General features: G+C 64.3%; 15 protein-coding genes. 14 read left to right on the top strand and 1 reads right to left on the bottom strand.

The features are described 5' to 3' along the window. Positions 1-224: 224 nt before the first annotated feature. Entirely contained in the window at positions 225-1,442 is a 1,218-nt protein-coding gene (locus tag RX331_RS00815) for a penicillin-binding protein activator (RefSeq protein ID WP_317254789.1), read from the bottom strand. A gap of 233 nt (positions 1,443-1,675) precedes the next feature. Between RX331_RS00815 and rsmI the strand changes: the two genes are divergently transcribed. From rsmI to RX331_RS00885, 14 genes are all read left to right on the top strand, one after another. Beyond that, complete coding sequence (gene rsmI / locus RX331_RS00820; RefSeq protein WP_317254790.1) at positions 1,676-2,629, top strand: 16S rRNA (cytidine(1402)-2'-O)-methyltransferase; 954 nt, start codon at positions 1,676-1,678, stop codon at positions 2,627-2,629. Beyond that, positions 2,616-3,029, top strand: a complete 414-nt coding sequence (locus RX331_RS00825) for a YraN family protein (RefSeq protein WP_317254791.1) — start codon at positions 2,616-2,618, stop codon at positions 3,027-3,029. Before rsmI ends, RX331_RS00825 begins: the two co-directional genes overlap by 14 nt. A 32-nt stretch (positions 3,030-3,061) precedes the next feature. Then, positions 3,062-4,009 carry a glutathione synthase gene (gshB, locus tag RX331_RS00830; protein ID WP_317254792.1) on the top strand — a complete coding sequence of 316 codons (948 nt, stop codon included), beginning with the start codon at positions 3,062-3,064 and terminating at the stop codon, positions 4,007-4,009. Between the two features lie 204 nt (positions 4,010-4,213). Continuing rightward, entirely contained in the window at positions 4,214-5,113 is a 900-nt protein-coding gene (locus RX331_RS00835) for a hypothetical protein (RefSeq protein ID WP_317254793.1), read from the top strand. Between the two features lie 274 nt (positions 5,114-5,387). After that, positions 5,388-6,359: an MBL fold metallo-hydrolase gene (locus tag RX331_RS00840; RefSeq protein ID WP_317254794.1), complete on the top strand. Its 972-nt coding sequence runs from the start codon at positions 5,388-5,390 to the stop codon at positions 6,357-6,359. A gap of 267 nt (positions 6,360-6,626) precedes the next feature. Further along, positions 6,627-6,809, top strand: a complete 183-nt coding sequence (locus RX331_RS00845) for a hypothetical protein (RefSeq protein WP_317254795.1) — start codon at positions 6,627-6,629, stop codon at positions 6,807-6,809. 156 nt (positions 6,810-6,965) lie between these two features. After that, entirely contained in the window at positions 6,966-8,504 is a 1,539-nt protein-coding gene (locus tag RX331_RS00850) for a YifB family Mg chelatase-like AAA ATPase (RefSeq protein WP_317254796.1), read from the top strand. A 282-nt stretch (positions 8,505-8,786) separates the two neighbouring features. After that, positions 8,787-8,984, top strand: coding sequence for a nitrate reductase (locus RX331_RS00855; RefSeq protein WP_317254797.1), 198 nt, complete (start codon positions 8,787-8,789; stop codon positions 8,982-8,984). 7 nt (positions 8,985-8,991) lie between these two features. Further along, on the top strand, positions 8,992-9,273 hold the full coding sequence (locus tag RX331_RS00860; RefSeq protein ID WP_317254798.1) for a 4Fe-4S binding protein: 282 nt from the start codon (positions 8,992-8,994) through the stop codon (positions 9,271-9,273). Then, entirely contained in the window at positions 9,270-9,533 is a 264-nt protein-coding gene (locus tag RX331_RS00865; protein WP_317254799.1) for a chaperone NapD, read from the top strand. The genes RX331_RS00860 and RX331_RS00865 overlap by 4 nt, the downstream gene beginning before the upstream one ends. A gap of 3 nt (positions 9,534-9,536) precedes the next feature. Beyond that, on the top strand, positions 9,537-12,032 hold the full coding sequence (gene napA / locus RX331_RS00870; protein ID WP_317254800.1) for a periplasmic nitrate reductase subunit alpha: 2,496 nt from the start codon (positions 9,537-9,539) through the stop codon (positions 12,030-12,032). After that, on the top strand, positions 12,005-12,502 hold the full coding sequence (locus tag RX331_RS00875) for a nitrate reductase cytochrome c-type subunit (protein WP_317254801.1): 498 nt from the start codon (positions 12,005-12,007) through the stop codon (positions 12,500-12,502). Before napA ends, RX331_RS00875 begins: the two co-directional genes overlap by 28 nt. Positions 12,503-12,511: 9 nt before the next feature. After that, positions 12,512-13,204, top strand: coding sequence for a cytochrome c3 family protein (locus RX331_RS00880; protein ID WP_317254802.1), 693 nt, complete (start codon positions 12,512-12,514; stop codon positions 13,202-13,204). A gap of 465 nt (positions 13,205-13,669) precedes the next feature. Beyond that, positions 13,670-14,140 carry a hypothetical protein gene (locus tag RX331_RS00885; protein ID WP_317254803.1) on the top strand — a complete coding sequence of 157 codons (471 nt, stop codon included), beginning with the start codon at positions 13,670-13,672 and terminating at the stop codon, positions 14,138-14,140. Positions 14,141-14,291: the final 151 nt, after the last annotated feature.

A 14,291-nucleotide genomic window follows, 5' to 3' on the forward strand; every position in this document is an offset into this window, starting at 1 on the left:
GATCCAAGCAAGAGTTCTGAGATGCCTTCCGTGTCCCCCGGAGCACACCTGCACCGCGCGTTACGACCGCAGCTCTGGCCCGGTCGCTTGTCTTGCGCCGCACTTCGCACGTCGGAGGATGCTCCGAAGCGCACGAAGGGTAAGTTGCTCCGGCAGGCTGGAGTGGTGTTCAGCGGCATGAGCGCGGTCGCGTTCTGTGGTGATCGCGGACCTCTGCCTGAAAGCTACGCACCAAAACTCTTCGGCGAGCCGGCGGCCGGCGTCGGGCCGCCGCTGGCAATCCGCATCACTGCGAGACCCCGCTCGTTGGTGCCGTCGGAGCGGAAGCGGAACAGGCCGTCAATGCCGGCAAAGCCCGACGGGTTGGTCAACGTTTCCAGCCCAAAGCGATGGCTGCCCTGCTGCTTCGACAACGCCGCGACCAGCGCGACCGCATCATAGGCAAGCGTCGCGGTGCGCACCGGGTCGGCGCCGAACTTGGCGCGATAGCGGCCGGAGAAGGTGCGGAAACCCGACGGATCCGGCGCGGCATAGAGCCCGCCCTGCAGCACCGGGCTGGCATAGACGCGCGGATTGTCCCACAGCCCGGTGCCGAGCATCTGGATGTTGCGCAGGTTGGCGCCTGCCGCGGTCAACGCATCGGCCGTCGCGACGACCGATTCGCCGTCATCAGCGATGAGCAGCGCATCCGCCGAGCCGAGCGACTGCGCCACCGTGCGCGCCGCGCCGGAACGGTCGGCAGCATATTTCTCGAACGCGACGATGCGCCCCTTGCGGCCGACCGCTTGCTTGAAGGCGGCTTCCACCACATTGCCATAGGCATTGTCGGGCAGCAGCGCCGCGAACGAACGCTTTCCGATGCTCGCAGAGTAGTCGACGATCCGATAGACGTCGGATTCGGGCAGGAAGCTCAGAAGGTAGACGCCGCGTCCGGCGACGCTCGAATCGGTCGAGAAGGCGATCACCGGAACGCCGCGGGTCCGCGCCAGTTGCGCGGTCGCCGGCACCGATCCGGCGAACAGCGGCCCCAGAATGATTTCGACGCCCTCGCCAAGCGCCTCCTGCGTAACCTGCTGCGCACCTTGCGGATTGCCGCCGTCATCCTTGATCAGGAGTTGAATGTTCGGGTTCTGGAATTCGGCCAGCGCCATCTCGGCCGCGTTCTTCATCGACTGCGCGGCAACGCCGGCGTTGCCGGCGGCCGAAAGCGGCAGGATCAGACCGACCTTGACGTTGCCGGTGCCGACCGCGAGCGGCTGCTGCTGCGGGCCGGGAGGTCCCTCGGGCGGCGACGGGCCGAACGGGCTGGAAACCTGGCCACCACTGCCGGCACAGGCCCCGAGCAGGGGGATTCCGAGGATGAGACCGACCGCGGTCCGCCGGGTCGGTCCTGTGGACCGCAAAGCGGGGAACCCATGGTCGCGATTGAGCGGGCCTTCCATTCTGTCTCTTCTCTTGACCGACCGCCGTCGGCCAGGATTCCGGCTTTCTGGGCCGAGGCACCTGAACCGCTACTGATGAACCCACGTGGGATTCTGCAATATTGTCGAGGATTAGTTAACCAAAACAAAAGGCTTACAGACTGCCGAGACTTGTGGTTTGGCTGGGAACTCTCACCCGCCCACCGTCCCGGCGGATATGGCGCTTGACGGAAGACCTCTCTAGATTGGGTCTCATGCGCGCCAGACCCAGTTCAAACTACGGCTCCGATACCGAACCGGGTTCGGCCAAAAGGACATTTTTGATCGGCGGCCAGCCCCTGGATGCCCCCAAACCGGCGCCCGGCCTCTATTTGGTGGCAACCCCGATCGGCAATCTCGGCGACATCACGTTGCGCGCGCTGGAAACGCTGGCCGGCGTCGACATCATCGCCTGTGAGGACACCCGCGTCACCCGCCGCCTGACGGAACGCTATGCGATTTCGGCGGAACTCAAGCCCTATCACGAGCACAACGCCGTCATGGCGCGGCCGAAGATCCTGGAACGGCTGGCGCAGGGCGCCTCGATCGCGCTGGTGTCGGACGCCGGCACGCCGTTGATTTCCGATCCCGGCTTCAAGCTGGTGCGCGAAGTCTCCGCCGCCGGTTACGCCGTGGTTGCGGTCCCCGGTGCATCCTCGGTGCTGACGGCGCTGTCGGTCGCGGCGTTGCCGACCGATCGCTTCTTCTTCGAGGGCTTTCTGCCGGCCAAGGAAGTCTCGCGGCGGACACGCCTGGCCGAGCTTGCCCGCATCGACGCCACGCTCGTGATGTTCGAAGCCGGCAGCCGCGTGCAGGAGACGCTGAGAGATCTCGCCGCGACCATGGCCGGGCGCGATGCTGCGATCTGCCGCGAGCTGACCAAGCTGCATGAGGATATCAGGCGCGCGCCGATTTCCGAGATGGCAAAGGCCGCCGATACGCTGGAGACGCGCGGCGAGTTCGTGCTGGTCGTCGGCCCGCCGCCCAAAGACGCTGAAATCATGACGCAGCACGACCTCGACGATCTCCTGCGTTCGTCGCTGGTCCGCGACAGCGTCAAGGACAGCGTCGCGCATGCCGTCGAGCTGTCGGGCCGGCCGCGCCGCGAGGTCTATGCCCGCGCGCTGGAGCTTGCCAAGGAAATCAGGGGCGGCGATGGCGAAGCGTGACGACACCTCGCCGCCGCAGCCCCTGACAAAACTCGCCGCGCCCGAGCGGGTCGCTGCCTTCCGCACCGGACTCTCCGCCGAAAGCCGCGCCGCTGCCTATCTGATGGCCAAGGGATACCGCATCCTGGCCAAGCGCTTCCGCACCCCCTATGGCGAGATCGACCTGGTCGCGAAAAAGCGCGACCTCGTCGCCTTCATCGAGGTCAAGGCGCGGGCCAGTCTCGATGACGCCGCCTACGCCGTCACGCCGCGCCAGCAGGCGCGCATTGTCAATGCGGCACAGGCCTGGCTGATGACGCATCCCGATCATGCCGAATTTGAGCTGCGATTCGACGCCATCCTGATTGCGCCGCGGCGCCTGCCACGCCATCTGTTAGCGGCATTCGACGCCAGCGCTTAACACAACTCCCACCCAAGACCCGGACCTATCCCATGAAACTGAATGTCGCCGTCCAGATGGACCCCATCGCACGTATCAACATCCGCGGCGATTCGACCTTTGCGCTCCTCCTCGAGGCGCAGAAGCGCGGCCACAGCCTTTCCTATTACACCCCCGACAAGCTGTCGCTGCGCGGCGAGGAGCTGGTGGCGCCGGTGCAGCAGCTCACCGTGCGCGACGAGGTCGACGACCATTTCACCCTCGGTGAGGCCAAGCGCCACCCGCTTGAGGCTTTCGACGTCGTGCTGCTCCGGCAGGACCCGCCGTTCGACCTCGCCTACATCACCTCGACGCATTTCCTCGAGCGCATTCACCCGAAGACACTGGTGGTGAACAACCCGGCCTCGGTGCGCAATGCGCCGGAAAAACTGTTCGTAATGAATTTTCCGCAGCTGATGCCGCCGACGCTGATTTCGCGCGACCTCGACGAGATCAATTCGTTCCGCGACCAGCACGGCGCTGTCGTGATGAAGCCGCTGCACGGCCACGGCGGCGCGGCCGTATTCCGCGTCATGCCGCAGGACATGAATTTCGGCTCGCTGTTTGACATGTTCTCCGTCACCTTCCGCGAGCCCTGGGTGATCCAGCGCTTCCTGCCCGAGGTAAAGCACGGCGACAAGCGCATCATCCTGGTCGACGGCGAGTTCGCCGGCGCCGTCAACCGCGTGCCAGCGCCCGACGACCTGCGTTCCAACATGGTGCGCGGCGGCGCGGCGCAGGCGACCGACCTCTCAGCCCGCGAGCGCGAGATCTGCGACACGCTCGGCCCGGCGTTGCGCGAGCACGGACTATTGTTCGTCGGCATCGACGTGATCGACGGCAACCTCACCGAGATCAACGTGACCTCGCCGACCGGCATTCGCGCCATTCAGCGCCTCAACGGCCCGGATGTGGCGGCCAAGATCTGGGACACCATCGAGAAGAAGCGCGGCGGGAAATAATTTCCTCTCGCGACTTCGGATCCGCTCATGATGGAACCGGCAAGGCGAGCTGAGGCGCCGTAGCGTGGAGCCCGCGGAAGCGGCTTGCCATGCACTCCCTCCTTCCACCATCATGCGGCCATTGTTTGGGCAAGACTGCAGGGAGTGCTGCCGGATGGTCGACCGGCCACCTTCGGATGACATTGGACGGAAAAGGGATCGCCAATGACCTCCACGCCACCTCCGAAACCGACTGAAGCGCAGGATGCCCCGGCTGCAGGCGACGACGAACGCCTCGCGCAGGCCCACGAACAGATCAAGCGCGCCGACGAACAGCTCACCCGTCTGACGGAGCAGCTTGCGCGTATGGAGCGCGATGCCGCGCGCCCGTCTTCGGGCCGTCCCGCTTCGCAACCGGATTCGGCTAAACCTGGAACGCAATTGCCCGCGATCTTACCTGTCCAGCCATCGCCGTCGGGAAAGCCCTCGCTGCAGATCATCTTTGGCCTGGCGCTGGCGGCGTGCGTCGTTGTCGCTGCCCTGGTTTGGCAGCTAGCCTCTGACGATGGGACTCAGCCCCAGCTCGCTTCATCGTCATCCTCATCGCCGCCGGAAGACCGGCCATCACCTCAACAGGCTGCGCCATCGTTCGTTCAGGTGGCCGCGGCGGAGCCTGCACCGCCACAAGCCTCGGCATCACAAGACGCGGCACAACAAGCCTCACCACCGCAAGCACCATCCCCGCCGCAAGCGCCCGTCCTGGCGCAGGCAGCGCCGCCGCAAGAGGCCTCGCCGCCAGCGGCCGCAGCGCCTGCCGATCAGGCCCAGCTCCTGCAGACCATCTCGCGCAACCTTGCGGATCTCGAGCGCAACATCGAACAGCTCAAGGCGAACCAGCAGCAAATGGCCAACGACAACGCAAAGGCCATTACGGAGCTCAAGACGAGCCAGGAGGAGATGAAGCGCGCGCTGGCCAAGGCTTCCGAGCCGAACCCGCCGAGAGCGTCCGCGCCTGCGACGCAGCCGGCTGCTGCAAGCGTACGCAGGCCGGAGCGGTCACGACCACAACCACGATCGCGGTCGCGATACCCCAGGGAGTGGATGTACGACGACTACGATTGGTAACTGTCGATGATCATCCGGTCCGGCAGTGATGCCTCAATGCGATAAGCTCCGCGGGACTATGCGAAGTACTCGTCGTCGTCACACGGCCGGCGAATCTGGCATACCATCGAGACCAAGCGCGCCGTGAAACGCCGCACGGCGTCATTGCATTTTCACATCCCTGCCGCGCCCTCTCCTCCCACTTGCCAATTTCGGCAGGCGGGCGCAGCCTGTAGCCGCGGATGAATCTGTCCGGGCATAAACTGCAATACATAAAATTAGTGGAGGAAGAGGCATGACGACGAATCTTTCGCGACGGTCTTTGCTTGCGCTCGGCGCCGGATTGGGCGCCTCAACGATGCTCGGCGGCAGCGCGCTGGCGAAAGCGCCAAAACTAGGCACGCAGACGCCCTACTGGCACCGCTTCATTCTCGGCGACGCCGAAGTGACTATCGTCTCCGACGGCACGCTGCCGCTCGGCCCGCCCAAAGGCACCTTCATTGGCGTACCCGATGAAGAAGTGCGGAAGATGCTCTCCGACAACTTCCTCGATCCCGACAACGTCGTGCTCGAGCAGAACTCGCCGATCGTGAACAACGGCGACAAGCTGATCCTGTTCGACACCGGCATGGGCACATCGAAATTGTTCGGGCCGACCACGGGCCGCCAGCAGAAGAGCATGGCGGAAGCCGGGATCAAGCCGGGCGATATCGACGCCGTGGTGCTGTCGCACGCCCATATCGATCATATCGGCGGCATCGTCGGCGCCGACGACAAGCCGTTATTCCCGAACGCGCAATATTACATCACCCAGAGCGACTTCGATTTCTGGACTGATGAAGGCAAGCTCGGCAGTCCCTTGAAGGATTTCGTGATACACGCCCGCAAGAATTTGATGCCGGTGCGCGATCGCATCGTGTTCATCAAGGACGGCCAGGAATTCCTGCCCGGCGTGCAGGCGATCGCGGCGCCCGGCCACACCGTCGGACACACCATCTTCATGGTGACGTCATCCGGCAAGTCCTTCGCCTTCCTCGGAGATCTCACGCACCACGCCATTCTGTTGCTTGAAAAACCGCGGATGGAATTTTCCTACGACACCGACCCGAAACAGGCAGCAGCGAGCCGGGTAAAACTGCTCGACACGATCGCAGCCAACAAGACCCCGGTCATGTCCTATCACTTCGCCTGGCCGGGCTACGGCCACGTCGCCAAGGCCGGCGATGGATTCCATTATTATCCCGAGCCGATGAAGATGGAGCTGTGAGGTAAAGCGTCCGGGGCCGGCGCCCAGGCCGGCTCCGGATCATCACGATGCCGTCATGCGCGCGGCTTGCAGGCTGCGTCGAGCGTTGAAAGGGCGTACCGTAGAAGCGATCGCCGATGACCGGAATTGGTTTTCCTTTAGGCGAGGGAAACACCGTGAGACTCGCCGCGAAGGCAACACGAGCGTCAGGGCGCAGGACCGGCAGGCGCCCAAACCGAAACAGCGAGCCGTCTCGACCGCTTGGCAGCCAGTATGGAGGCCCAGCAAATGACCAAAGACTTCATAGCCATTGGCGCTGGCATGCTCATCGTGGGGCTCGGAATCTGGAGCTTGCAGCGGGATACGCAGAACACGAGGTCGGCGGAGATGCAGGAAGTACGCAGTCTCGCCGACGATCCGGGGCTGAAACAAATTTCGGAAAACAGTCCGTACATGCGATCGGAGCGCTGAACACGGTCAGCGCTGACAGGACTGCATCAACGATCCGTGGTTGTGCCGGCAGGCCGGTGCCGAGCCGCCGGACGGTTCCTTGCGCCTATGTTCTCCTATTGTTCTTGACTTGGCCCCCGGTTCCCCGCTACCTTCGATTGCGTCACGAGGGGCAGCATGGTCGCGCGCGTATCTACGGTAGCCTTTGAAGGGATCGAGGCCCGCGCGGTCGACGTGCAGGTGCAGGTCGCGCCAGGACTGCCGGCATTTGCGATCGTGGGTCTACCGGACAAGGCGGTGTCAGAGGCACGCGAGCGGGTGCGCTCGGCGCTGATCGCCTCGGGGCTGGCGCTACCGGCGCGGCGGATCACGGTCAACCTGGCGCCGGCCGACCTGCCGAAGGAAGGCAGCCATTATGATCTCCCGATTGCGCTCGGGCTGATGGCGGCGATCGGCGCGATTCCGCCGGATGCGCTGAACGGTTTTACCGTTCTCGGCGAGCTCGGGCTCGACGGCTCGATCGCGCCTGTCGCTGGCGTGTTGCCGGCCGCGATCGGCGCCAACGCGCGCGAGGAAGGATTGATCTGCCCGGCCGCCTGCGGGACGGAAGCGGCGTGGGCGAGCCCGGACATCCAGATCATCGCGGCGAAATCGCTGATCCAGATCGCCAACCATTTCAAGGGCACGCAGGTGCTGTCGCGCCCGCAGCCGAAAGTGCACGAGCATGAGGCGACGCATCTCGACCTCAGAGACATCAAGGGCCAAGAAAGTGCAAAACGCGCGCTGGAGATCGCCGCGGCCGGCGGGCATCATCTGTTGATGATCGGCTCGCCCGGCGCCGGCAAGTCGATGCTGGCGGCGCGGCTGCCTTCGATCCTGCCGCCGCTGTCGCCCTCCGAGCTGCTCGAAGTCTCGATGATCGCCTCCGTCGCCGGCGAAATCCGCGACGGCGCATTGACGGCGCGGCGGCCGTTCCGCAGCCCCCATCATTCCGCCAGCATGGCCGCGCTGACCGGCGGCGGCCTGCGCGCAAGGCCCGGCGAAATTTCGCTGGCGCATCAAGGCGTGTTGTTTCTCGACGAGCTGCCGGAGTTCGACCCGCGGGTGCTGGATTCGCTGCGCCAGCCGCTGGAGAACGGTGAGGTATCGGTGTCTCGCGCCAATCACCGCGTCACCTACCCGGCGCGCTTCATGCTGGTCGCCGCAATGAACCCGTGCCGCTGCGGCCAGGCCTATGATCCCGGCTATTCCTGCAGGCGCGCGCCGGTCGAGCGCTGCACCGCGGATTACCAGATGCGCATCTCCGGCCCGCTGATGGATCGCATCGACCTGCGCATCGAAGTCCCGGCGGTTACCGCCGCAGATTTGATCCTGCCGCCGCCTTCCGAAGGATCAGCGGAAGTCGCAGCCCGCGTCGCCGCCGCCCGCAACATCCAGCTTGCGCGCTATGCGGCGGCCGGCATGCCGCACATCCGCACCAATGCCGAGGCGCCCGCCTCGCTGCTGGAGACCATCGCGCAACCAGATGCGCAGGGGCAAAAGCTTCTGCGCGACGCGACTGAGACCATGAAGCTGACCGCACGCGGCTACCACCGCGTATTGCGCGTCGCGCGCACGCTCGCCGATCTCGACGGCGCAGAAAAGATCGGCCGGCTGCATCTGGCCGAAGCGCTTTCCTATCGCGCACTCGCCGAGGATTTGCGGCGAGCGGCATAACGCGCCGCAACATTCGAATTCACGGCCGGTTGCTTGTGCGGCACGCCGCAGAATCATCATTAAACAAGCGAAGCCTTTGCCTTTCTTTCGTTGATTCAGATCAACCCTCTGTTCCCGCCCAGCAGCTAAGGTGAATTCGCGACGCGCACACATTTCCTGCAACGGCGCAGGCGTGGCACGCGTCTCTCATCATGTGACAACAATGCGAACGGCAATGCGGCCACCGGAGGAACCGGCGTTGGCTGGATTGATTGGTTTGCTTCTGAGGCGATAGTTCGGGATATGCTCGACACGTCAGTTAGGCAGAATGCGCCGCCGGAAAGGTCCGGCACGGTCGGCCGGCGCGCCGAATTCTTCGTATTCGCCGTCATCGCCGCTTTCATCTGGCCGGTCGTCGCCGTCGGCGTGGTCGGCGGCTACGGCTTTATCGTCTGGATGACGCAACTGATCCTGGGACCGCCCGGTCCCCCCGGCCATTGAGGCCGCCATGGAAAGCCCGGGCCCATCGCGCCGCGCCCTGTTTCGCGGTCAATTCCTCACCAAACCGGTCGCGCTGATCGGCGACGGCTGCCTCGCCGAAGCCGGCATCTTCTGCCGTTCCTGCGGCGATGCCTGTCCGACTTCTGCCATTCGCTTCCTTCCTCGTATTGGACTGCCGCCGCAGGCCGTCGTCAATGAGGCCGCCTGCACCCACTGCGGCCAATGCGTCGGCGCCTGTCCCAGCGAGGCGATCACGCTCGGCGCCGCGCGTCATGGAGGCGCGTCATGACGGCGGAAGCGACCATCCACATCTCGAGCGCGGTGGTGTCGGTGCTGCCGGAATGGCGGGACGAGGTGCTGCGCGCGCTTGCCGCGCTGCCCGACCTCGAGATCCATCAGCGTGACGCCAGGAAGATCGTCATCGTGATGGAGGCGCCCGAGAGCGGAATCATCGGCACGCGTCTCGCCGAAATCGCATGCTGGCAGGGCGTCCTGTCGGCCAACATGGTGTTCGAGCAGGTCGAAAGATCCGCCGATATCGGAGACTAGAACATGTCACTCTCGCGACGCGAATTGTTGAAGGCGCAGGCCGCCGCCGTGGCCGCTGCAGCCGCCGGCATCGCCGCCCCTGCGGCCGCGCAACCGGTGCCGGGCGGCATCGGATCGCTGGAAATCAAATGGTCGAAAGCGCCGTGCCGATTCTGCGGCACCGGCTGCGGCGTGATGGTCGGCGTCAAGGACAACAAGGTGGTCGCCACCCATGGCGACACGCTTGCTGAGGTCAACCGCGGGCTGAATTGCATCAAGGGATATTTCCTTTCCAAGATCATGTACGGCGCCGACCGCCTGACCACGCCGCTACTCCGCAAGAAAGGCGGCATGTTCGACAAGAACGGCGAGCTGACCCCGGTATCCTGGGACGAAGCCTTCGACGTTATGGCGGAGCGGGCCAAGAAGGTGCTGAAGGAGAAGGGCCCGACCGCGATCGGCATGTTCGGCTCGGGGCAGTGGACCGTCTTCGAGGGCTATGCCGCCACCAAGCTGATGCGGGCCGGATTCCGTTCCAACAATCTCGATCCGAACGCGCGCCATTGCATGGCCTCGGCCGCGGTCGCCTTCATGCGCACCTTCGGCATGGACGAGCCGATGGGCTGCTATGACGATTTCGAGGCTGCGGACGCCTTCGTGCTGTGGGGCTCCAACATGGCCGAGATGCATCCGATCCTGTGGACGCGTCTCACCGACCGTCGGCTGAGCCACTCGCATGTCAAGGTCGCGGTGCTCTCGACCTTCACCAACCGCAGCTCCGACCTCGCCGACATCCCGATCGTGTTCAAGCCGGGCACCGATCTGGCGATCCTGAACTACATCGCCAACCACATCATCGCGACCGGACGGGTGAACCAGGACTTCGTGAAGAACCACACCACCTTCGTGAAAGGCACGGTCGATATCGGCTACGGCCTACGCGCCGATCATCCGCTTGAAATGAAGGCCAAGGGCGCGGCGACTGCGGCGGCGACCCAGCCGATCGATTTCGAGGCCTATGCCGCTTTCGTGAAGGACTACACGCTCGAGAAAGTATCGGAGCTGACCGGCGTCGAGCGCGGCTTCCTGCAGGAGCTCGCCGAGCTCTATGCCGATCCCAAGCGCAAGGTGATGTCGCTGTGGACCATGGGCTTCAACCAGCACGTCCGCGGCGTCTGGGCCAACCAGCTCCTCTATAATCTGCATCTGCTGACCGGAAAGATTTCCGAGCCCGGCAACTCGCCCTTCTCGCTGACCGGCCAGCCCTCGGCCTGCGGCACGGCGCGCGAAGTCGGCACCTTCGCGCACCGGCTACCCGCCGACATGGTCGTGATGAATCCGGAGCACCGCAAGCACACGGAAGAAATCTGGCGCATTCCGCACGGCATCATTCCGGACAAGCCCGGCTATCACGCCGTCGAGCAGGACCGCATGCTCCGCGACGGCAAGCTCAATTTCTACTGGGTGCAGGTCAACAACAACGTGCAGGCCGCACCGAACAGCTCGCGCGAGACCTATCCGGGCTATCGCAATCCCGACAATTTCATCGTCGTCTCCGACGCCTATCCGACCGTCACGGCGCTGTCGGCCGATCTCATATTGCCGGCAGCAATGTGGGTGGAGAAGGAGGGCGCGTACGGCAATGCCGAGCGCCGTACCCATGTCTGGCGGCAGCTCGTCAATGCGCCTGGCGAAGCGCGCTCCGACCTCTGGCAGCTCATGGAATTCTCCAAGCGCTTCACCACCGACGAGGTGTGGCCGGCGCAGATCCTCAACGACAATCCCAACTACCGCGGCAAGACGTTGTTCGACGTGCTGTTCCGCAACGGCAAGGTGGACAAGTTTCCGGTCAGCGAGTTTCCCGCCGAATACGAGAACCGCGAGTCGAAGGCCTTCGGATTCTACGTGCACAAGGGCCTGTTCGAGGAATACGCCGAATTCGGCCGCGGCCACGGCCACGACCTCGCGGCCTACGACCAGCTCCACGAGGTGCGCGGGCTGCGCTGGCCCGTGGTCAACGGCAAGGAGACGAAATGGCGCTACCGCGAAGGCCTTGATCCCTACGTGAAGCAGGGCAAGGGCGTCGAGTTCTACGGCAACAAGGACGGCAAGGCGAGGATCATCGCGGTGCCCTATGAGCCACCCGCCGAATCGCCCGACAAGGAATACGACATCTGGCTCGTCACTGGCCGCGTGCTCGAACATTGGCACTCGGGATCGATGACCATGCGGGTGCCGGAGCTCTACAAGTCGTTCCCAGGCGCACGCGTCTACATGCATGCTGAAGACGCCCGTGCCAGGGGCATCAACGAAGGCGCCGAGGTGCGGGTGGTTTCCCGGCGCGGTGAAATCCGGAGCCGCGTCGAGACCAAGGGTCGCAACCGGATGCCGCGCGGCGTCGTGTTCGTGCCCTGGTTCGACGCCAGTCAACTCATCAACAAGGTGACGCTGGACGCCACCGATCCCATTTCCAAACAGTCGGATTTCAAGAAATGCGCGGTCAAGATCATCCCGGCCTGAAAAGATCTCGAACCCCGCTGGCAGGCGCCCTGCTCGGCGGCATGCTGGTGTTCGCCTGCGGCGCGATCTACGCCCAGAACGCGCCGCAAATCGTGCCGCGCGTCACCGGTGCGCCTTCGCCGATGGGCGATATACCGGCGCCGGCCCTGGCGCGGCCGGTCATCGACGACAAGCGGATCATGCGCAACTATCCGGAGCAGCCGCCCGTCATTCCGCACTCGATCGACAATTATCAGCTCACGCTCAAGACCAACCGCTGCCTCGACTGCCACCGGCGGCAGTTCACCGAGGGCTCGGGCGCGCCGATGATCAGCGTCACCCACTTCATGGACCGCGACGGCCAGGTTCTCGCCGACGTGACGCCGCGGCGATATTTCTGCACCGCATGCCACGTCCAGCAGACGGACGCGCAGCCCCTCGTGCCAAGCACGTTCAAGGACATGCTTCTCGTCGGTTCCGAGAAGAAGTGAGAACCGGCAATGAAGCGGATCAAGGAACTGTTGATCTGGTTCTGGCGCATTGCCAGCCGCCCGAGCATGCATATCAGCCTCGGCGTGCTCGCACTCGGCGGATTCATCTGCGGCGTGCTGTTCTGGGGCGCGTTCAACACCGCGCTTGAAGTCACCAACACCGAGAAGTTCTGCACCTCCTGCCACGAGATGCGCACCAACGTCTTCGAGGAGCTGCAGCGCACCCCCCACTTCTCCAACCGCTCGGGGGTTCGCGCCAGCTGCCCGGACTGTCACGTTCCGCACAACTGGACCGACAAGATCGCCCGCAAGATGCAGGCGTCCAAGGAAGTCTGGGGCAAGATTTTCGGCACGATCGATACCAGGCAGAAGTTTCAGGATCACCGGCTCGAACTTGCCAAGCACGAATGGGCGCGGCTCAAGGCGAACGATTCGCTGGAGTGCCGCAACTGCCATTCGTCCGCTGCGATGGACTTCACCAAGCAGACACGGCGCGCTTCCGACATTCACAGCCGATTTCTCGTCAGCGGCGAGAAGACCTGCATCGACTGCCACAAGGGCATCGCCCATGAACTGCCCGACATGACCGGCGTCGAGCCGGGCTGGCGCGAGCCGCCCGAGCTCCGTCAGCGTCAAAGCTATCGCGAGGACCCACGCGGCGAACTGGCACGCTATCTTGCTGATACCGGGACCGGGCAGTAGCGCGTTGACGCCGAGAGCGTGGTTACGCCTTGGTTCGGGACGTGCGCTGCGCCATCCCCGAACCGCAGGGCGGCGGGCGGGTCACGTCGTAAGATCGCGACCGCATTCTCGTTGTCGTCACACGCGAAAGCGGGTGACCCAGTATTCCAGAGGCAGCAGTGATCGAACCGATAAGCCGCGGCATACTGGATCCCCGCCTTCGCGGGGATGACAGTCGATATGCTGCGTCGCTATCCCACCGTCATTGCGAGCCTGGCGAAGCAATCCATATCTCGGCTCGGGGATAGATGGATTGCTTCGCTGCGCTCGCAATGACGCTGATGGATCGTACCAAGCCGTTATTCTCGATCAGGATGTCGGATGTCACAACGACAACCAGCGTCAATACAGTGGTAACTAGTTTCCTTTACCCTCCGCCAACCATAAGCCCCGTGTCGCGGGCTTAGGGTGAGCGAGTAGCGTATCATGTTGCGTTTGAAGATCCTGGCTTCGGTGGTTCCGCTGGCAATCGTCGCCCTGTTCGCACGCGGCGAGCTCTCGGGTGGTCCGCGCCCCTGCATCGAAGTTGCCGGGACGACCGTCCAGATCGCCGCCCTCTCCTGGCAGGCCGACCTGCATGTCGGCTTCACCAACAACCCTTCCGAAGCGACCGTGCGGGTGCAGGTTTCCGACAATGCGGAAACTGCCGACTTCACCGTGATCGACGACATCGGAACCGTCGAGGCCGGCGCCTGCGAGAGCAGCATCCCGCCCCGGTTGATCGCGATCTCGCGCCAGCCCTCGGAAACCGATCCGGTCATCTATCTATCGATGGATGGTCCGGCCGACTATCGCATCTACGTTTCCTCGAAGAGCTTTTCGCTGTTCGATGCCGCCGCACTGCTGGTCGGCGCCCGCGGCGGCGGCCACCACCGCGTCCAGGCGGCGTCGCTTTAGGTTTGGAGCATGGTCTTGTCGGAAGACCGGTTCCCACTTTGCGCGAACGCGGCCCTCCGGGTCCGGACCATCCTCGATTAACCTTTCATTCACCCTTTTCTCATCGCGGCCGTGCCCGCGGCGGGAGCCTCAAGCACTTTGCAACGTCGGC

Origin of the sequence: Bradyrhizobium sp. BWA-3-5 (genome assembly GCF_032917985.1) — a bacterium.
Taxonomy (GTDB): domain Bacteria; phylum Pseudomonadota; class Alphaproteobacteria; order Rhizobiales; family Xanthobacteraceae; genus Bradyrhizobium.